Genomic DNA, 18,692 nt, shown 5'->3' on the forward strand with positions numbered 1-18,692 from the left:
CACAAATAGGTCATATGGAACCGATTTCGGTCCCTGTACAGAACCCGGACAGCGCCTTTATTCGGATCAGTGGACAGTCCGGGACATTTTCATGCACGGGATCGCCGGAATCGCGTGACCGGCAAAATGAACCGTTTTAAGGAGACCCGACATGCAAGAGAACACTGAACTTGGAGCCAATTGGGAGGGATTTGTCAAAATGCTTCTTCACCGTCTGGACATTCCCACAAGAGGGGATATTCACGACCTGCACGCCAGGCTTGACAAGCTGGAACAATTAATTTATCAAAAACAGCCCGGAGTAAGGAAAGAAACGGTGCAGAAAACCGCCAAGAGAAAAAGCGCCTCTTCGGTGGTATTGGAGATCATTGCCAATTACCCCGAAGGCACCAATTTCAAGACCATTAAGGCCGCCACCGGGTATGACGACAAAAAACTGAGAAATATTATTTTCAGACTGGATAAAATAGGAAAAATAGAAAAGGTCAAGCGGGGAATATACAAGAAAATCTAACCCGAAACCTGTTAGGAATGAGGATATGGGAAGTCAAACAGCCCCCCAGTTACTAGAGAAAAACCAGGAGATAGAAGGCTACCGAGTGCTTCGGGTGGTCCCCCTCCCCAGTATCGATTCAAAACTGATCCACCTGGTCCATGAAAAGACAAAAGCAGTCCACATCCACATTGCCAACCAGGATAAGGAAAACACCTTTGGGGTCTTCTTCAGAACCGTGCCCAAGGACTCCACCGGAGTGGCCCACATCCTTGAGCATACGGTGCTCTGCGGTTCTGAAAAGTTCAAGGTGAGGGATCCTTTCTTCTCCATGATCAAGCGAAGCCTTTCCACGTTCATGAATGCGTTTACGGCTTCGGACTGGACCATGTATCCTTTTTCCACCCAGAATCAAAAAGATTATTACAACCTCATGGACGTCTATCTGGATGCGGCCTTTTTTCCCGATATCGACGAGTTGAGCTTTAAACAGGAAGGCCACAGGCTCAATATCCTGGACAGGGAAGATAAGGAAGTGGAACTGGAGTACAAGGGTGTGGTCTACAACGAGATGAAAGGGGCCATGTCCTCTCCCAGCCAGGTAATGGGCCGGGCCCTGTTTCAATGCCTCTATCCGGACACCACCTATTGCAACAACTCCGGGGGAGAACCCGGCGACATCCCCAAACTGACCTGGGAAGGACTGAAGGCCTTCCATGCCAGATACTATCACCCGTCCAATTCTTTTTTCTATACCTACGGCAACCTTCCCCTGGAAGAAAGCCTTGCCTTTATCTCCCAAAAGGTGCTGAACCGGTTTGACTATCTGGATGTGGATTCAAAGGTCCCCTCCCAGCCCAGGTGGGACAAACCGAGGCAGGAGAAAAAAGCCTTTCCCTTTTCCGATTCAGGGGAGGCCGCCAAAAAGTTTCAGGGCTGTGTGGCATGGCTTACCTGCGATGCCAGGGATTCCTTTGAGATCCTGGTTCTCACGGTATTGGAGCAGGTTCTTCTGGGCAATTCCGCCTCTCCCCTGCGAAAGGCCCTCATCGATTCCAAACTGGGATCGGCCCTGTCCGACTCCTCGGGGTTTGACCCGGACAACCGGGATGCCATGTTTGTCTGCGGGCTCAAGGACATATCCGGAGAATCCGTTGAAAAGGTGGAGGAGATCATTTTTTCAACATTACAGGAACTCGTGGACAAAGGGATTGACCGGAGCCTCATTGACTCGGCCATCCACCAGATTGAATTCCATAGAAAGGAAATCACCAATACCCCTTATCCCTTTGGTATCAAGCTCCTGCTCTCCTTTGCCGGCACCCTGATCCACGACGGCGACCCCGTGGCCTGCATCAATATAGACGAAGACATTGAGCGGCTCAACAGGGAGCTTGACCAGGGCCGGTTCCTGGAAGGCAAGATCCAAGAGTACTTCATTGAGAATCCCCACAGGATGCGGTTCACCCTTGAACCGAACCCGGATCTTGAACAGAACCAGGTAAAGGAAATCCGGGAGGAGCTCAAGGCAAGGCTCAAAACCCTAAGCCCGGAGGAGCTGGACCGGATCCGGGAAGATGCCAGGGCCCTTGAAGCGCTCCAGGAAAAGGAAGAGGATGTCACGGTCCTTCCCACCCTGGAACTGGAGGATGTGCCCCCGGAGATCGAAATGATCCGGCCGGACAGCCTGGAAGAGGTATCCTTTGCCACGGTCTATGACAAGGCTACCTCCGGGATCCTCTACTTTACCTGTCCTGTGGGTGCCGGCAGTATTGACCCGGGCATGTTTCCCCTGGTTCCGTTTTTCTGCAAGGCCTTTACCAACGCAGGCACCCGGGAAAGTTCCTATGTCAGCATGGCCGAAAAAATGGACCTGTACACCGGCGGTGTTTCCATGTCCCCTTTTTCCGGCTCCTATTTTTCAAAACAGGGAGGGTATCATTCCTTCCTGGCCCTACAGGGAAAGGCCCTGGACCGGAACGTGGAAAAACTCTTTGAACTGATCCGGGAGTTTGTTCTCGAATACGGGTTCCATGACCACGACCGGCTCAAAAGCCTGCTTCTTCAGTACCAGGCCTCCATGGAAGCCTCCATCGTATCCGCGGGACACAGGTATGCCATTTCCCTGTCCGCCCGCCATCTGTCCAAATCCTCTTACATCAATGAACTCTGGCACGGCATTGCCCAGTACCAGCACGTCCAGTCCATTGTTGAAAAGCTGGAGCTCCCGAAATCCGGGGAAAAAGTTCTCCAGGATATGGACTCGGATTTCCGGCGGATTGCAGGGGCGCTCTTTCGGAAAAACAATTTTAAACCGGCCGTGATCGGGTCCAGGGATTCCATCCTGGTTTCGGACAAGAATATCGGCCGGATCTACCAGGGCCTGCCCGACGGTTCCCAGAAGGCCTTTCACACCCCAAAAATTGAATTTGACGAGGGCCTGCCCCGCGACGGATGGTATACCAACACGGCAGTATCCTTTGTGGGCCAGTCCTTTAGAACCGTGAGAATCACCCATGAGGATTCCCCGGGCCTGGCCGTGATCAGCAAACTTTTGCGCTCCCTTTACCTGCACAGGGAGATCCGGGAAAAAGGCGGGGCCTACGGCGGATTTGCCATGTACAACACCGAAGAGGGTATCTTCTCCTTTGGATCCTACCGGGATCCCCACATCAAACAGACCCTGGATGTATATAAAAATGCCTGCGATTTCATCATGAAGGGGGAGTATACCCAGACCGACGTCAAGGAGGCCATCCTCCAGGTCTGTTCGGACATTGACAAGCCCGAGACACCGGGGCCCGCCGCCATGAAGGCCTTTTACCGGGACATCACCAAATTGTCCGATGAGATCCGCCGGAATTTCAAGGATGCCCTGCTGGGACTGGACAAGGAAAGGATCCTGAAGATCGCCGAGAAATACTTCAGCGTGGATGACAGCCTCAAAGGCGTTTCCGTGATCTCCTCCAAGGCCCTTCTTGAGTCGGCCAACCAGACCCTTGAATCGGAGAACCAAAAGCCCCTGAAGCTGAATAAAATATAGAGCTTCCTTTATAAGGTCATGAAAAAAAGATTGGATTTAATTTGAATCTTTTGGGCGAAAGAGCCGGACAAGTCTGTCCCGGCTCTCCCCGGAGATCTCCCCCCGCTGGATAGCGATGTCCAGGGTGTGCCTGCCCAACAGCCTGTAAAATTCTGAAAACCCGGGCATTTTCCCGTCAATATCGGCAAGATGGCCTGCAATGACTTCATGGTCTCCCCGGGCCACGGGCCCGGTCAGGGCCTGGACACTTCCCCGGGCCTTGATGTTCTTCAGGGTCCCCTGGATCAGGGGCTCCAGAATCGAATAGGCTTTTTTCTCATCCAGGCCGGCCTCGCCCAGCAGGCTGAGGGCGGCATGTTCCAGGGTGACCAGATAGTTGGAGGCCACCACGGCGGCGGCATGGTAGAGGACCTTGGCCCGGGTGGGGATGGTAAAGGATCCGGCCCCGAGGGCGGAGACGATCTTCTGCCCCAGGGCCACGGCCCGGTCGTCGCCTTCAAGGGAGATATTGATTCCCGTAAAGGGAGAGGCCTGTCCCGCCTCATAGGGGGCAAAGGCCTGGAGGGGATGGATGGAGCCGATGGCGGCCCCGGTCTGCTTAGCCGAATCCAGAATAGAGGAAGACAGGGCTCCGGACAGATGGAAGACCACGGACCCGGAACTGAACCCGCCGGCCTCTGCCACGGCCCTGCACACCGGTTCAATCACCGTGTCCGGGGTGGTGATAAAGACCAGGTCTGCGGCCTTTGCCGCCTCCACCGGATCCCGGCCCTCCCGCCCTGCTCCGGCCGCCTTTACGGCTCTTTGGGCGGAGGCCCGGCTTTTGCTGCACAGAACAGCGGGCATAAATCCCTGTTGGGCCAGGAACACGGACAGGTTTATGCCCAGCCGGCCGCAGCCGATAATGGAAAATCTTTGTCCCTTATTTGTACTCATACTCGTCCGAGGGAAATTTCCCCTGCTTGACCTCTTCGATATAGGAGGCCAGGCCTTTTCTGGCTTCTCCGGCCAGATCGGCATATTTTTTTACAAACTTGGGCAAAAACCGGTCATTGATTCCCAGCATATCGTGGAGAACCAGGATCTGGCCGTCGCAGGCAGGCCCGGCCCCGATACCGATGGTGGGGATCTTCAGGGTCTTTGTAATCTTTTCGGCAATGGGGGAGGGAATCCCTTCCAGAACCACGGAAAAGGCCCCGGCATTTTCCACATCTTTGGCATCCTTGAGCAGCCGCTCCTCATCCCTCTGGACCTTGAACCCGCCCATCTGGTGGACCGACTGGGGGGTCAGGCCGATATGGGCCTGAACCGGGATACCGGCCCGGGCCATGGCGTTTATGGCCGGGCAGACATCTGCCCCTCCTTCTAGTTTGACGGCGGAAGCCCCGGCCTCCTTGAGGAAACGGCCCGCATTTTCAACGGCACGGTCCAAAGAGCCCTGGTAGGACATGAAAGGCATGTCCCCCACCACCATGGCGGACTGGCAGGCTCTTGCCACCATGGAGGTGTGGTAAAGAATCTCATCCATGGTCACTGCCAGGGTATTTTTCTTTCCCTGGACCACCATGCCCAGGGAATCCCCCACCAGGATGATCTCAATCCCCTCCTGGTCCAGCATGCATGCAAAGGCATAGTCATAGGCGGTCAGAGCGGTGATTTTCCGCCCTTCCTGCTTCATTTTCATCAAGCTCGAAGTGGTCGTCTGCATTTACGCCCTCCTGAAGTTACGGATTCACCCCCCGGGAGGGGGGACACAGCCACACTCTAAAGTAAAACCGGACAGGTTTCAACCTTTGTTTAACTTGAAATTCCCGGGATAACGGGCAGGATCCGGACCTGTGAAAAAAAAGATTTTTCCCCTCCCCGGAACTAGTTTGAACAGACCATCCCCCGGGGGTTTCTGGCGGTTCTGGGAACCTGCCTGGGGATCTTGATCAGGAACTTGGTCCCCTTGTCCTGGGTGGATTTCACCTTGATCTCCCCCCGGTGCTGCTGGACCACCTTATTGGCGATATAGAGCCCCAGGCCCGTGCCCTTGTTCCCCTTGGAGGAAAAGAAAATGGTAAATATGTTTTTCAGGGTGGCATCGCCCATGCCCAGGCCGTTGTCCTGGATGGTAAACAGGGCCTTTTCCTTGTCCACCCTGGCATGGAAAGAGATCCAGTGTTGTTTTTCTCCGCCCTGGTCGATGCAGGCCTCAATCCCGTTTTCAATGATATTGACCATGGCGGACTGGAGACTTTCCTCATCGATTTCAAAGATATCGTCCCGGGTCAGCACCTCCAGTTTGTGATCGATGCGGATATTGTTCTTCCGGGCGCTGCCCGACACGATCTTGAGGGTATCTTCAAGAAACCGGCCCACAGAGACCTGCTGCCATGCCATTTTCCGGGTCTTGGTATAATAGAGGATATCCAGGACCAGTTTCTTGATCCGGGCCGTCATCTGCCTGGACTGGTCAAAGCCCTCCCGGATCTTTTCCCGGCTGTTGGCTTCAAATCCCCTTTCCATGAGATACATGCCCCCGTCCAGACTGGTCAGCAGGCCCTTGATGCCGTGGGATATGGAGCCGATCATAAAACCCAGGGAGGTCAGGTGATCCTCAAGGCGCCGGACTTCCGTGATGTCCGTGAGCATGACCATGGCATTCTTGATCTTTCCCCGGCTGTCCCGTAAGGGCGTGGTCCAGCACAGGACCGTATGCTTGACCCCGTCCGAGGAAATGATCTCCATCTCCGATGCATGGCTGGTCCCGTCCCGGAAGGTCTTTTCCAGGGAGCACTTGGTGCAGGGTTCATCCCTGTTCTTGAGTATGCCGAAGCAGTATTCCCCCTGGTGATCGCCGAAATACTCCTTGAACTTTTTATTGCAGTCCGTGATCTGGTAGTCCCTGTCCCGGACATAGATGAAACAGGGCACGGCATTGAAAAGCTGCTCATAATTTTTTTCGGACCGGGCAAACCGGCTCTGGTAGCAGGTATCGTTAAAGCAGATATGTTTGTGAAGATAGTTTCTCTCCAGGGCCCGGTTGATGTAAAAGTCAAAGGTCCGGGCCTTGGCAGGAAGGGTAAAGAAATCCGAAGCCCCGTATTGCAGGGTTTTCACTCCCGTATCCAGCATATCCTCGGGAACGGCGGCAATGATCTCCTTATCAATATCCGTCTTTGTGATCCATTCGATCCGTTCAAGGCAGTCCTGCTTTTCCTTTCGGATAAAAACCACGACCACATCCGGGTCCCGCCGGGACTCGGGAAAGGCAAGCTCCCCTGCCGTTTCAATGGACTTGAACTCCAGCTCCCTGTAGAATCTGGACTGCTCAAGGTCGGGAATGGCCTCTTCGGCATAGTTGATCAACTCAATAACTCTTTCCATCTACCCTCTCTAGACGTTTCCCCAAGCCGGGAAAACGTTTTTTTCTATCCTTATTTAAATACGACTACGTTTTTTTATTTTTCAATGCAATAATAGACAATAAGCCATGAATGGCATTTTACAAATATTTACCGGAAAAAAAATGAACCCGAAATCGATCCGTGCCTTGCTTGAAAATTATTTTGCCCTTGTCAGGCGGGTGGATGAGCATGTCCGAAACCTTGAAACCCGGTACCGGGAAAACATCGCCTGCAAAAAGGGATGTGATGACTGCTGCCGGTTTCTGACCCTCTTTCCCGTGGAGGCCTTTGCCCTGGCCGCAGCCTTTGCCGAACTGGCCCGGGAGGAGAGAGAGGCCGTCCGGGAGGCCTGTATTGATGAAGAGCGCTGCCCCCTGCTCCTGGATCATCAATGCCTGTTATACCCTGCAAGACCTATTATCTGCCGGACCCACGGCTTTCCCATTTACATGGAAGAAAAGGGCACCCCCCGGGTGGACTTCTGCCCGGAAAACTTCAAAGGGATCACGGATCTTCCCAAAGAGGCCCTCATGGACCTGGATCAGCTCAACGCCGTCCTCACGGCCGTGAACAGCCATTTTATCCAATCCATTGAAGGGGATCTTCCGGAAAGGATTCCTGTTTCCCAGGTTCTGTTTCTGCTGTGTGATTGAAGGGTTCTGCCCCGAAAAAAAACCGGGCCGTCTGATGACGGCCCGGCCTTAAGAGAGAGTTGGAGCATGAAAAAGAGAAATTGGTATTGTTTTGCTTGCTTTCTCTTTCTACGATTATAGTTTTTAGCACACCTTTCTTCCCTGGACATGACACCAGGATTATCAAATGATTAACTTCCAAATTCGTGTTGCGGTCTGTAAATTCATTCTGAAAAGGCGGCAAAGGGTCTGCCGAACAACTTGCCCGTTGGCGATAATAGTGCTTTCTGAAATCTTTAAAAGTCTCCCCTGTCTATATGTTCCGGATAATTTTGTTTGTTCCGGATTCTGAAAACCGAAAACAATTGGCTGAGTATAGCTGCCGGCCGGAGAGGGGATGGGGTGCCGCCTAATCCAAAGCCGGACGGAAAGTCCGGCTTTGGGGTGAACTTTTCGCTCCTCCGCGTCCTGCGGCCGCAAAAAGTTGAACCCGGCTCTACCCCATCCCCCCTCCGGCCTCTGGCACAGGAGATTTGAAAATCCATGATCTATTCGAAAAATTATTTTTAATAAGCCAGGATTATCATCAACGGTTCTCCTATCGGGGAGGCCGGGGTGGGCTGCGGCGGAGACATGGAGTGGGATTCTGTAGAGCCTCTTAGTGGAATTGCGCGGTTAAAAGGGGGAATTGTTTGAGCACCGCGAGTTTTTCCCCTTCAGCGCAATGGAATTTAGAGGCTCTGGGAATTCTTCACTCTGCGGAGCTGCAGCCTGCCCCGGCCGCTGATAAAAAGTCTGCCACCTTTTTCATATCTGACCATCCCCAAATTGCACCTCATGAAAGATAGGAATGCTCCTTCTCAAATATTGATTATATGCAAAACCGCACAATCAATATCAACAGAATTCCTTGACTTTTCAATGGGTTTTACATATGGCTTCTGGAAAAAAGGTTTAAATAATTGGAATTGCGTAAATACATGTAATTCATGTTAGCTAAAGAAAGGAAAAATGAAATCACAGAAATATCCATATATCACAATAGCAATATCGATTGTTACAATAGTATACTCATTATACGTGAATGTTCAGATAAGTGGATCATTCTTTGGCAAAATCAAGTATGTGGAATTGGAACCGTACGGTGGAGTCACTTTTAGCCATCTTTGGAATCTGGAATTGTGGCGAATATTTGTTTCACAAATAATCCACTTTAAACAACCTCATATGTTATTCAACGTTTTATCATTCGCTTTATTGGGTTTGATCCTTGAAAAATATATTGGTTCTATACGTTTTTTTATTCTTTGGTTGCTATCTGGTACATTTGGTACCCTGATAAGCACGTTGACCGTTGAACCACCATGGAATATTGGAACTGGAGCCTCTCAAGCAGTATTCGGTGTCTCGGCGTTAGGTATCCTGGTAATTTGGAAGAAAATTGATACTTCATTTTTATTTAAATTCATTGTTGGCTTCGCATTGATACCAGCTTTGCTATTAGACTTGGTTTATGCTCATCATCCAAAATTAGGGCATATAGTGGGATTTATAACAGGCTTGGCTATAGGTTTGTATTATTTGAATAAACACAAGATAACGCATGGCTCAAATTAAGTTAACAAAAGCTTCAACCTGATTTTATGTGATAAAAATCACTTCATTAAGAGGGCAAATTCATGAAATTTAATGAACTATTAGAAAAACGCCGGTCTGTACGTAAATATCAAGAGGCATCTGTTTCTATAGAGGTCATTCAAGAAATTCTAAATGAAAGCACCCTTGCACCAAACGCAGGGAACGAGCAACCTTGGAAGTTTATTATTGTAAATAACAAAGCAATGCTTAAAAAAATTTCAGACGAGGGCAAGAAAAATATTCTTGCTCGTATTGCTGCCAATCCAAATGATTATGCAAAAAAATACCAAAGTATGTTGCAAAACGAGTCGTTCAATGTCTTTTACAATGCACCGTGTTTGGTTTTGATTCTTGGATTTTCTCATCTAAAAAATTTATATGTTGATTGTGCATTGGCAGCCAGCTATTTCATGATGGGAGCAGCTTCCAGAGGTTTAGGAACGTGCTGGGTGAATTTTGGAACAGAAATACATGACCCGAAGATTAGAAATGAATTAAGCATACCGGACAATTGTACAATTGTAGCTCCAATCATTTTGGGCTATCCCGAAAAAATTCCTACGGCCCCAAAACGAAAAAAAGCGGAGGTATTAAAAATAATCATATAACCTGACGCCGAACCTGACCAGAGAATCCGCTTAACGATCTCTCCGCATTGAAATCGCTGTTGTGGACGATCAAAGACGGGGAAGCCCGCACTCCCGGGGAATGGATGGCCAAAACCGCATAACCAGCTGTTGGTAAGGATCCATGAATCAGCCGCTTGCCCTACAGCAGCACGTCAGAAGGGATCGGCAATCAAAAAATGCCAAACAGAAAATTATTGAAAGAAAGCTTGAACTCAAATGGATAATTGGTTCACAATAGATCAAATTGACAAGGGAACGTATATCATAAGCGAATACCGCCATTGGGAAGAAACACATTGCTATCTCTTGAATGGCTCTGAACGCAGTCTGATAATTGATACCGGGCTAGGAATCTGTAATATCCATCATGAAGTCATGGGGCTGACGGACAAGCCGGTTACCGCAATCGCCACCCACATTCATTGGGATCATGTTGGCGGTCATGAATATTTTCCGGACTTTTACGCCCATGGGGATGAGCTAAACTGGCTCAGCGGAGAGTTTCCTCTAACAAGGGAACAAATTAAAGGCATGGTCGTTGATCGATGTGACCTGCCGGAAGGTTATGATGTAAACAGGTATGAATTCTTTCAGGGTAAGCCGACAAAAGTGCTGAAGGATAATGATATTATCGATATTGGAGACCGTTTTGTTCAAGTCGTGCATACACCCGGACATTCGCCGGGGCATATGTGTTTTTGGGAAGAGGAGCGCGGGAATCTCTTTACCGGTGACCTGGTTTATAAAGACACTCTTTTTGCCTATTTCCCGTCCACCGATCCGGGGGCGTACCTCAACTCTTTGGAGCGGGTATCGGCCTTGCCGGTGAAACATGTGTACCCGGCACATCACACCCTGGATATTCAACCCGAGATTCTCGGTAGAATGCGTGATGCATTTCGGCAGTTAAAGGCTGAAGGCAAATTGCATCATGGCAGCGGAACATTTGACTACGGCGACTGGGCGGTATGGCTATAGAACCCAAAAAACCTAACAAGAGCATTGCAAGGAGCTTTTAAAAAGATGAAAATAGAGAACTTTGAAATAAAATCAACCTGGAGAGAGGTCGCTGACGCTGCCAGGACAACGGTCAGCATGGAGAAGGGGACAAAAGAACCTACAGATTCATGGAAGAAAAATATTCTTTTGTCTGAACACTCACCGATTCGTCAGTTGATCCTAAAATGGAAATGGATAGATCTCAAATATTGGGTCAGTGTTCATTTTGTCAGACACAAGATCGGGATTGAGCATTTCGTGAGTACCCAAAGGACGGACAGGACAGGAGAAGACAGGGAGATCAAATCTCAATCCTCCCCTGTCTCCCATGAATGTATAGCCAACGCTCAAGCGATTATAAATATATCCAGAAAGAGACTCTGCAGCAGCGCCTCCAAAGAGTCCCGCCAGGCTTGGCAGGCTGTATTGGATAAGATAAAAGAAAAAGAACCGATAATTGCCAATGTCTGTGTGCCGGAGTGCGTGTACAGAGGATTCTGTCCTGAAATAAAATCATGCGGCTTTGTGGACTCAGAGAAGTACCAGGATCTGTTGGAAGATTATCAAAATACGGATTTATAAAAAATGCATGCACCGGAGATGTAAATGCTCCAAAAAATTGATTGTATAATGTTAAAAGTCAAAGATGTCGATGAGGCAGCCAAGTATTATTCGGATGTCTTTGGCCTCATTCCTGAATGGAAGCATGGGGGAAATGTAGGCTTAAAATTTCCTGAATCAGATTCCGAGATCGTTCTTCATAACATTAAAAAAATCTCCAACAAAATTGATGTAAATTACTTGGTTGAAAATGTGGACAAATCAATTCAATGTTTCCTGAAATCCGGGTGTGAAGTTCTGGTCGAACCGTTCGACATTCAAATCGGTAAATGCGCAGTCATAAAAGATCCTTTTGGTATCGAAATATCCATCTTGGATATGACAAAAGGGCCTGTCAAAAACAACCTGGAGCCTGGGGTATAATCTGCTGTTAGAAGTGCGCAAACTGCCGGTGCCCTTACATCGATTTGTTAACGACAAAGTAATATGGCAGCAATTATTCTTATTTTAGGCAATACAAATGCAAAAAAACAGACTCATTGACAAGTACCTGCCCCAATACACATTCAATGAATACCATGAAACAATGGTAAATTGCCCAATTGGAAATGTGTATCATCTTGCAAAAGACTTTGACCTGTCCAAATCAAAAATCATTGAATTTTTATTCAAAATCCGGGGATTACCAACAAAAAGATTAAATTTGCAAAATTTTATTCATGATATCGGTTTTACAAACCTTGAAGAGACTTTCCCAAATGAAAATTTAATTGGTTTTTGGGCAAGGGCTAAGATTGCAAAGATTCCAAATTATGAAGATTTTATAAATAATTCCATTTCCCCATGGATAAAAGTCGTCTGGAATTTCCAATTCGAAGACATGGAGGAAAACAGAACAAAAGTAAGCACTGAAACCAGAGTATTGTGTGTTGCTCCAATTACCAAGTTTACATTTGGGTTATACTGGTTAATGATAAAACCATTTAGTGGATTGATTCGAAGGAAAATGCTAAAAATCATAAAAGATGATTCTGAATCGCTTAACCAGGTAAAAACGTGAACTGTCAATACACACAGCAGCATTTGCCCTGTCTCCTGAAGCCTGAGCCTCGGTATGAAACCAAGGGTTATCGCGCCGGAGAGCACCACCTTATGCAGCAGTTGAAACCCTAAACGATTCAAGGAGTGACTATGAACAAATTTCATATTTCCTTTATGGAACAAAATGAGATTCAGGAATCGGCAAAGGTCCTCAGCATCGCTATGCTCAACAATCCACACCACCTTGGCGTTTTTCTGGGGAATGGGGAAAAGGAGCGTCTGGAAATCGAAAAAATGTTTTTTGAGCTCTTCAATACCCTGCCCGGCATTGTCTTTCTGGCAAAGGAAAATGACAAAATCATCGGGGTCATGAGGATGAAGTCCTGCATCGGCAAATCCATTGATGACCCGGAGATGTTCGAAGATGAAAATGATATTCATTGGAGAAAATCCGTCTGGTTCAGGGAATGGGCAGAGCATGATCCGGTTGAACAGCACTGGCACCTGGGTCCCATCGGCGTTCTGCCGTCTCACAGGGGACTGGGGGTCGGCACGGAACTCATGAAGCGTTTTTGCAAAGAAGTGGACAATTGTTCCGCAAAGGCATACCTGGAAACAGATCTGGATGAAAATGTCCGTTTTTATAAAAAATTCGGATTTAAACTGATTTCCGAATCAGCCATCTTCAATGTTGCCAATCGATACATGTTAAGAGATTCACAAAAATAACCCCTTACACAAAATGGCAGCTGGCAAAATGGTCGGAATGAATCTCTTTCCAGGGCGGGGCTGTCCGGGTGCAGATGGACTCAACCTGGGGGCACCTTGTTGAGAATACGCATCCCCTGGGCGGGTCTGCCGGGCTCGGAACCTCGTCCTTGAGCAGGATCCTTGTCCGCTGCCGTTCCTTGATCGGGTCCGGGATGGGAACCGCTGAGATCAGGGAGCGGGTATAGGGATGGAGGGGATTTTCAAACAGGTTCTCCCGGGAGGTCAGCTCCATGATTTTGCCCAGGTACATGATGGCCACCCGGTCGGAGATATGCTGGACCATGCTCAGGTCGTGGGCAATGAAAAGATAGGTCAGGCCCAAATCCTTTTGAAGATCCTCGAACAGATTGATGACCTGGGCCTGGATGGATACGTCCAGGGCCGATATGGGCTCGTCGCAGACCACGAACTTGGGATTGAGGGAGAGGGCCCTTGCAATGTTGATCCGCTGGCGCTGCCCCCCGGAAAATTCATGGGGAAAGCGCTGATAATGGTTGGGATTGAGGCCTACCATCTCCAGGAGATCCATGACCCGTTGACGCATCTTATCCGGGGCCATATCCGTATGGATCACCATGGGCTCAGCAATGATGCTGCCCACGGAATGCCTGGGATTCAGGGAGGCATAGGAGTCCTGGAAGATCATCTGGGCCCGGGGCCTGAATTTTCTTCTCTCCACCGTGGTCATCCGGCTTAGGTCCTTCCCGTCGATGAGGACCTCTCCGGCCGTGGGAGGGTCCAGGTGGAGGATGGCCCGGCCCGTGGTGGATTTTCCGCATCCGGACTCCCCGACCACCCCCAGGGTTTCCCCTTTTCGAATATCAAAGGACACATCATCCACGGCCTTGACCGCACCGACCTGCCGGTTGATCAGCCATCCCTCTTGAATGGGGAAGTATTTTTTCAGGTTTCTTACCCTGACCAGAATCTGGGAATCATCTTTCATGGACATCCTCTTTCTTGTGAAAATCAAAAAAACAGGCCGCCTGGTGGCAGGAAGAGATCTCCCGTTCTTTGGGAATCTCTTTCATGCATTTTTTTTCGGCATGATCGCACCGCCAGGCAAACTGGCAGTGGGCCGGCTTGAAGAGCATATCCGGCGGGGCGCCGTCAATGCTTTCCAGCCGGTGGCGCCCGGTGCTGTCCATCCTTGGCAGGGCCCCCAGAAGCTTTTGGGTATAGGGATGGGAAGGCCTGTAGTAGAGATCCTCCACCCTGGCGGTTTCCACCACGGTTCCCGCATACATGACCAGGACCCGGTCGGCCATGCCGGCCACCACCCCCAGGTCGTGGGTGATCCAGATCACGGACATGTTCATCTCTTTCTGGAGCCGCTGGACCAGTTCGATGATCTGGGCCTGGACCGTGACATCCAGGGCTGTGGTGGGCTCGTCTGCGATGATGATCTTGGGCTCGCAGGCAACGGCCAGGGCGATCATGGCCCGCTGGCGCATGCCCCCGGAAAACTGATGGGGATAGCAGGAAAACCGCTGTTCCGGCTCCGGGATTCCCACGTACTCCAAAAGCTGGATGGATCGCTTTTTTGCCTGGGAAGCGGTATGGCCCAGATGCTGGATCAGGGTTTCGGAGATCTGCTTTCCGATGGTCATGACCGGATTCAGGGCACTCAGGGCATCCTGGAAGATAAACCCGATCTTCCCCCCCCGGATCCTGCTGATCTCGGCCTTGGACAATTGAAGCAGGTCCACGGGCTCCCCGTCCCCGTGGTAGAGGGCACGCCCCCCTTCGATCCGGGCCGGGGGTGAGGGCAGAAGATGGAGCAGGGACATCATGGTCACGCTTTTGCCGGACCCGGATTCCCCGACCACACCCAGGATTTCCCCTTCCTCAAGGTCAAAGGAGACCCCGGACAGGGCATGGACCACCCCGTCAAAGGTATGGAACCGGGTGATCAGGTCTTTTACTTCCAGAATTTTTCCCATGGTCCCTCCCCTACTTTTTAATTCGCCGCATTTTCGGGTCCAGGACATCCCTGAGCCAGTCGCCCAGAAGATTCATGCCCAGACCCGTGAAGATAATGGCCAGCCCCGGAAAGGTGGCGATCCAGGGGTAGATGACCAGGTATTTCCGGCCGGCCGCCAGCATATTGCCCCAGGAGGGGATGCTCGGGGGCACGGAAAGTCCCAGGAATCCCAGGCCGGCCTCGTAAAAGATCATGGCCGACATCTCAAAGGTGGCAATGGTGATGATGGGGCCGATGAGGTTGGGCAGGATATGCCGGAAGATGATCCGTTTGTCGCTGGCCCCGATACTCCTGGCCGATTCCACAAACCCGGATTCCCTCATCTTGATGACCTCCCCCCGGGTGATCCTCACAAAGATGGGGATATCGGTGAGGCCGAAGATCAGAATCACGTTGATGAGGCTGGACCCCAGGATGGCGGCAATAAAGACCACGAACACAAGATAGGGCAAGGCCAGGATTAGATTGACCCCGCCCATGATTATGTTGTCTGCGGTGCCTCCGACATAGCCGGAGATGAGGCCGATGAAGATCCCCAGGGAGCTTGCGATGAGAACACCGAAAAAGCCCACGGTCAGGGAAACCCGGGTGCCGTAGATGATCCGGCTTAAAATATCCCGGCCCAGGTTGTCCGTGCCCAGGGGATGATCAATGGATCCGCCCTCCATCCAGGCCGGTGGATCCTTGGCAAAACGCAGATGCTGTTTTAAGGGGTCATAGGGAGAGAGCCAGGGGGCGAATACAGCGGAAAAGACGACAATGATAAACATGATCAGACCCACCATTCCCAGGCGGTCCCGGATCAGAAGTTTTCCCAGGTACTTTAAAAATGGCCAGACCCCTGTTTCCTTTTCCTGGTCAATGACCAGCCCGGTTGAATTCATATCCGTATTCATGACTTAGTACCTTATCCTTGGATCTGCCAGGCCGTAGGCAATGTCCGTTAAAAGATTCAGGGCCACCACCACAAAGCTGGAAAAAAATGCAATGGCCTGGACCAGGGCAAAATCCCGGTTCCCGATGGATTCAGCCAGAAGATTGCCAAGCCCCGGCCAGGAAAAGATGGTTTCAATATAGATGGACCCGCTCAAAAGATAGCCGAACTGGACCCCCACGATGCTGATCAGGGGGATGGAGGCGTTTCTCAGGATATGGCCGATATAGACCTTCCGGTCGGCAATGCCCTTGGAGTAGGCCGTCCTCACGTAGTCCTCCCCCCGGATTTCCAGGACGGCGGATCTTGTGAACCTCACCAGCTGGCCCATGGTAAAGAGGGAGAGGGAAAAGGCCGGCAGGATCACCGATCTTGTGGGCAGGGTAAACCCCAAAATGGTCCAGGTATCCCGGCCGAATGAGGGGAACCAGCCCAGGTGGACGGAAAAGACCAGGATCAGGATCAATGCCAGCCAGAAATTGGGGATGGTCTGCCCCAGCAGCCCGGTCCCCCGGGACAGCACATCCCAGAAGCTGCCCGGATTGGATCCGGATATCAGCCCCAGGGGAATTCCCAGGATCAATGAAATCAACAGGGCCGTGACCGCCAGTTCTATGGTGGCCGGCAGCCGGTCCAGGATCAGGTCCATGGCCGGCTGATGGTGGCGCAGGGATTTACCGAAGTCCCCGACCACAGCGCCGGAGACAAATTCAAAAAACTGGACCGGCAGGGGCCGGTTAAATCCCAGTTCCTCTTTCATGGCCTCCACCTCCTCGGGGGAAGCATGGCGGGAAATGAGCAGGGAAACCGGATCGCCGGTCATCTGAAGCATAAAAAACACGATGAAGAGCACACCGAACAGAATACAGACGGACTGGATCAGACGGGAAAGAATATATCTTTGCATGATCTTCCTTAAAAGTCTCCTTCTGAATTATCTAATCTCAAGATCAGGGTATCTCTAATAGTTTCGGATTTTGGTTCGAGTTCAAGGCACATGAAAATTTTAACCGGAGGAGTATACGTAATATCTTGAGGATTAAAATTTCCACGCAACAAAGAAATCGGGCCAAAAGACAATTATTAGAGGTGGCCATCATTGAATCCGGACCCCTTGTTTTTTAAGGGCCTCCTGAACCCGCTGGATATTTACCCGGGCCGAGGATACCTTCTCCTTGACTGAAACCGCTGCTGCCGTTCCGGCGCCCTGGCCGGTCACGGTGCAGCACATCATCTGGCGCAGGGCCGCATGGGAGATCTTATCCCCGGACACGCACCGGCCGGCCACCAGGAGATTGTCCACGGATTCCGGCACCAGGGCCCCGTAGGGAATCTGGAAAAACCGTCCCGTGGTGGGAATGACCACCACCCCGTAGGCATCCAGAAATTCAGGAAAGATGCCGATGGAATCGGAAAAAGCAGCCTGGTTTTTCACCTCATCCCCGGTCATGATGTGGCGGCCCTTGATCTTCCGGGACTCCCTTGTGCCCAGGGAGGAACCAAAGGTCCTCAGACGGGCGTTTTCAAACCCGGGGGTATATTTTCTCAGGGCATCAATGGCCATCATGGCCTGTTTCCTGCCTTCGATCTCGGCATGGGTGAGATCGGCCAGGTCGGTGGGGTCCAGGCCCAGCATATAGACCATGTTGAGATAGGTGGCCTCGCCCGTGTCGGTGAGGCTGCTCCAGTATCCCCCGGTGAGAACCCCGTCCGGGATCTCCCCCTTTTCCCTGGCCCGGGCAAAGGGCTCGCTCAGATAGGGACTGAACATCTCATTTTCCTTACCGCTGGTCTCCGTGGCCCACTGCCCCAGGCTGCCGGGGTTTTTCTGAACGTAGTCTAAAAATCTTTCCCGGTTCACGCCGGAGCATCCAAAACTGACCGATACCCCTTCCAATTGGCTTTTTGGCGCCTTGGTGCAGGCCGCCCCGGCCCGAAAGGCAATGTCGGCGTCCCCGGTGCAGTCGATGACCCGCTTGGCCAGGATGGCATTCCTGCCCTGCTTGCTTTCCGTGACCACCCCGATGACTTGGTTTTCCCGGACCAGGGCCTCAACCCCCAGGCAATGGAGGAACCTGTCGATCCCCTCCTTTTCCACCATTTGATCGGCCACGCATTTGAAAATATCCGCCTCCACCACCTGGCTGACGGACTGGGGTTCTTTTCTTTCCCCCCCGAACTCCCGGGCCCGGATCTCAAATTCCCGGCCGATGCCGTCGGACTCCACCGTGCCCTCATGGCGGTACCAGCCGATGGACTCCACCATGGCCTGGGTGATGTTTCCCCCGAAACATCCGTACCGCTCCACCAGCATGGTGTCCACGCCCTGACGGGCCGATGCGATGGCTGCGGCCAGGCCCGAGGGACCGGAGCCCACCACCAGGACATCGGTTTCGGCCAGGACCGGGGTTTTTCTTGCAGGTTCTTCAATATAGTTCATCTTTGCACTTCCTCAATCACGGAGGTCTTCACCTTAAGCCGGGCCGCCGGGAGGGCCGCCACATGACCGGCGGTTCCGTCGCCGGCCACCACCTCATCCACTGTTTCAGATATCTTTTTCATTCTTTTCATAAAA

19 protein-coding genes are annotated in these 18,692 nt (G+C 51.2%); 10 read left to right on the top strand and 9 right to left on the bottom strand.

Annotated elements, in window-relative coordinates; translation table 11 throughout:
- Positions 1-151 precede the first annotated feature (151 nt).
- Positions 152-514 carry a hypothetical protein gene (locus tag F608_RS0110165; RefSeq protein ID WP_022665529.1) on the top strand — a complete coding sequence of 121 codons (363 nt, stop codon included), beginning with the start codon at positions 152-154 and terminating at the stop codon, positions 512-514.
- Positions 515-539: 25 nt separating this feature from the next.
- Positions 540-3,536 (top strand): insulinase family protein, encoded by a 2,997-nt coding sequence (locus F608_RS0110170; protein WP_022665530.1) that lies wholly within the window; start codon positions 540-542, stop codon positions 3,534-3,536.
- A 36-nt stretch (positions 3,537-3,572) separates the two neighbouring features.
- Here F608_RS0110170 and F608_RS0110175 read toward each other — a convergent pair whose 3' ends face one another.
- The 3 genes from F608_RS0110175 to F608_RS31400 form a co-directional block, all read right to left on the bottom strand.
- Positions 3,573-4,472 carry a Rossmann-like and DUF2520 domain-containing protein gene (locus tag F608_RS0110175; protein ID WP_022665531.1) on the bottom strand — a complete coding sequence of 300 codons (900 nt, stop codon included), beginning with the start codon at positions 4,470-4,472 and terminating at the stop codon, positions 3,573-3,575.
- Entirely contained in the window at positions 4,459-5,244 is a 786-nt protein-coding gene (panB, locus tag F608_RS0110180) for a 3-methyl-2-oxobutanoate hydroxymethyltransferase (RefSeq protein WP_022665532.1), read from the bottom strand. Before panB ends, F608_RS0110175 begins: the two co-directional genes overlap by 14 nt.
- Positions 5,245-5,405: 161 nt before the next feature.
- Complete coding sequence (locus tag F608_RS31400; RefSeq protein ID WP_022665533.1) at positions 5,406-6,908, bottom strand: ATP-binding response regulator; 1,503 nt, start codon at positions 6,906-6,908, stop codon at positions 5,406-5,408.
- Positions 6,909-7,050: 142 nt separating this feature from the next.
- Between F608_RS31400 and F608_RS0110190 the strand changes: the two genes are divergently transcribed.
- The 8 genes from F608_RS0110190 (at position 7,051) to F608_RS34620 (ending at position 13,157) form a co-directional block, all read left to right on the top strand.
- The gene (locus F608_RS0110190; RefSeq protein WP_022665534.1) at positions 7,051-7,581 is read left to right on the top strand and encodes a YkgJ family cysteine cluster protein; all 531 of its coding nucleotides are present in this window, start codon (positions 7,051-7,053) and stop codon (positions 7,579-7,581) included.
- Positions 7,582-8,571: 990 nt separating this feature from the next.
- Positions 8,572-9,177, top strand: a complete 606-nt coding sequence (locus tag F608_RS0110200; protein WP_022665536.1) for a rhomboid family intramembrane serine protease — start codon at positions 8,572-8,574, stop codon at positions 9,175-9,177.
- Between the two features lie 62 nt (positions 9,178-9,239).
- Complete coding sequence (locus F608_RS0110205) at positions 9,240-9,806, top strand: nitroreductase family protein (RefSeq protein WP_022665537.1); 567 nt, start codon at positions 9,240-9,242, stop codon at positions 9,804-9,806.
- Between the two features lie 237 nt (positions 9,807-10,043).
- Positions 10,044-10,805 (top strand): MBL fold metallo-hydrolase, encoded by a 762-nt coding sequence (locus tag F608_RS0110210; protein WP_022665538.1) that lies wholly within the window; start codon positions 10,044-10,046, stop codon positions 10,803-10,805.
- A 45-nt stretch (positions 10,806-10,850) separates the two neighbouring features.
- Positions 10,851-11,408 (top strand): hypothetical protein, encoded by a 558-nt coding sequence (locus F608_RS31405; RefSeq protein ID WP_022665539.1) that lies wholly within the window; start codon positions 10,851-10,853, stop codon positions 11,406-11,408.
- Positions 11,409-11,432: 24 nt separating this feature from the next.
- Complete coding sequence (locus F608_RS0110220; protein WP_022665540.1) at positions 11,433-11,810, top strand: VOC family protein; 378 nt, start codon at positions 11,433-11,435, stop codon at positions 11,808-11,810.
- Positions 11,811-11,907: 97 nt separating this feature from the next.
- Positions 11,908-12,447 carry a hypothetical protein gene (locus F608_RS34615; protein WP_022665541.1) on the top strand — a complete coding sequence of 180 codons (540 nt, stop codon included), beginning with the start codon at positions 11,908-11,910 and terminating at the stop codon, positions 12,445-12,447.
- Between the two features lie 131 nt (positions 12,448-12,578).
- Positions 12,579-13,157: a GNAT family N-acetyltransferase gene (locus F608_RS34620; RefSeq protein ID WP_022665542.1), complete on the top strand. Its 579-nt coding sequence runs from the start codon at positions 12,579-12,581 to the stop codon at positions 13,155-13,157.
- A gap of 4 nt (positions 13,158-13,161) precedes the next feature.
- On the opposite strand, the gene F608_RS0110235 is transcribed toward F608_RS34620, so the two are convergent.
- From F608_RS0110235 to F608_RS37125, 6 genes are all read right to left on the bottom strand, one after another.
- On the bottom strand, positions 13,162-14,145 hold the full coding sequence (locus tag F608_RS0110235) for an ABC transporter ATP-binding protein (RefSeq protein ID WP_022665543.1): 984 nt from the start codon (positions 14,143-14,145) through the stop codon (positions 13,162-13,164).
- Positions 14,135-15,142, bottom strand: a complete 1,008-nt coding sequence (locus F608_RS0110240) for an ABC transporter ATP-binding protein (protein ID WP_022665544.1) — start codon at positions 15,140-15,142, stop codon at positions 14,135-14,137. The genes F608_RS0110235 and F608_RS0110240 overlap by 11 nt, the downstream gene beginning before the upstream one ends.
- A gap of 10 nt (positions 15,143-15,152) precedes the next feature.
- A complete protein-coding gene (locus F608_RS0110245; RefSeq protein WP_022665545.1) occupies positions 15,153-16,079 on the bottom strand; it encodes an ABC transporter permease in 927 nt (308 codons plus the stop codon).
- A 3-nt stretch (positions 16,080-16,082) separates the two neighbouring features.
- The gene (locus F608_RS0110250) at positions 16,083-17,024 is read right to left on the bottom strand and encodes an ABC transporter permease (protein WP_022665546.1); all 942 of its coding nucleotides are present in this window, start codon (positions 17,022-17,024) and stop codon (positions 16,083-16,085) included.
- Between the two features lie 189 nt (positions 17,025-17,213).
- On the bottom strand, positions 17,214-18,557 hold the full coding sequence (locus F608_RS0110255; RefSeq protein ID WP_022665547.1) for an FAD-dependent oxidoreductase: 1,344 nt from the start codon (positions 18,555-18,557) through the stop codon (positions 17,214-17,216).
- Complete coding sequence (locus tag F608_RS37125; RefSeq protein WP_279615076.1) at positions 18,554-18,679, bottom strand: hypothetical protein; 126 nt, start codon at positions 18,677-18,679, stop codon at positions 18,554-18,556. The genes F608_RS0110255 and F608_RS37125 overlap by 4 nt, the downstream gene beginning before the upstream one ends.
- Positions 18,680-18,692 lie beyond the last annotated feature (13 nt).

Origin of the sequence: Desulfospira joergensenii DSM 10085 (assembly GCF_000420085.1) — a bacterium.
Taxonomy (GTDB): Bacteria; Desulfobacterota; Desulfobacteria; order Desulfobacterales; family Desulfobacteraceae; genus Desulfospira; species Desulfospira joergensenii.

What these genes read in the sequence shown, in the direction of transcription:
- F608_RS34615 (WP_022665541.1), top strand. Translation starts at nt 11,908, where the DNA reads ATGCAAAAAAACAGACTCATTGACAAGTACCTGCCCCAATACACATTC.
- F608_RS0110170 (WP_022665530.1), top strand. Translation starts at nt 540, where the DNA reads ATGGGAAGTCAAACAGCCCCCCAGTTACTAGAGAAAAACCAGGAGATA.
- F608_RS37125 (WP_279615076.1), bottom strand. Translation starts at nt 18,679, where the DNA reads ATGAAAAAGATATCTGAAACAGTGGATGAGGTGGTGGCCGGCGACGGA.
- F608_RS0110250 (WP_022665546.1), bottom strand. Translation starts at nt 17,024, where the DNA reads ATGCAAAGATATATTCTTTCCCGTCTGATCCAGTCCGTCTGTATTCTG.
- F608_RS0110255 (WP_022665547.1), bottom strand. Translation starts at nt 18,557, where the DNA reads ATGAACTATATTGAAGAACCTGCAAGAAAAACCCCGGTCCTGGCCGAA.
- F608_RS31405 (WP_022665539.1), top strand. Translation starts at nt 10,851, where the DNA reads ATGAAAATAGAGAACTTTGAAATAAAATCAACCTGGAGAGAGGTCGCT.
- panB (WP_022665532.1), bottom strand. Translation starts at nt 5,244, where the DNA reads ATGCAGACGACCACTTCGAGCTTGATGAAAATGAAGCAGGAAGGGCGG.
- F608_RS0110205 (WP_022665537.1), top strand. Translation starts at nt 9,240, where the DNA reads ATGAAATTTAATGAACTATTAGAAAAACGCCGGTCTGTACGTAAATAT.
- F608_RS0110210 (WP_022665538.1), top strand. Translation starts at nt 10,044, where the DNA reads ATGGATAATTGGTTCACAATAGATCAAATTGACAAGGGAACGTATATC.
- F608_RS0110240 (WP_022665544.1), bottom strand. Translation starts at nt 15,142, where the DNA reads ATGGGAAAAATTCTGGAAGTAAAAGACCTGATCACCCGGTTCCATACC.
- F608_RS0110175 (WP_022665531.1), bottom strand. Translation starts at nt 4,472, where the DNA reads ATGAGTACAAATAAGGGACAAAGATTTTCCATTATCGGCTGCGGCCGG.
- F608_RS34620 (WP_022665542.1), top strand. Translation starts at nt 12,579, where the DNA reads ATGAACAAATTTCATATTTCCTTTATGGAACAAAATGAGATTCAGGAA.
- F608_RS0110235 (WP_022665543.1), bottom strand. Translation starts at nt 14,145, where the DNA reads ATGAAAGATGATTCCCAGATTCTGGTCAGGGTAAGAAACCTGAAAAAA.
- F608_RS0110220 (WP_022665540.1), top strand. Translation starts at nt 11,433, where the DNA reads ATGCTCCAAAAAATTGATTGTATAATGTTAAAAGTCAAAGATGTCGAT.
- F608_RS0110245 (WP_022665545.1), bottom strand. Translation starts at nt 16,079, where the DNA reads ATGAATACGGATATGAATTCAACCGGGCTGGTCATTGACCAGGAAAAG.
- F608_RS0110190 (WP_022665534.1), top strand. Translation starts at nt 7,051, where the DNA reads ATGAACCCGAAATCGATCCGTGCCTTGCTTGAAAATTATTTTGCCCTT.
- F608_RS0110200 (WP_022665536.1), top strand. Translation starts at nt 8,572, where the DNA reads ATGAAATCACAGAAATATCCATATATCACAATAGCAATATCGATTGTT.
- F608_RS31400 (WP_022665533.1), bottom strand. Translation starts at nt 6,908, where the DNA reads ATGGAAAGAGTTATTGAGTTGATCAACTATGCCGAAGAGGCCATTCCC.
- F608_RS0110165 (WP_022665529.1), top strand. Translation starts at nt 152, where the DNA reads ATGCAAGAGAACACTGAACTTGGAGCCAATTGGGAGGGATTTGTCAAA.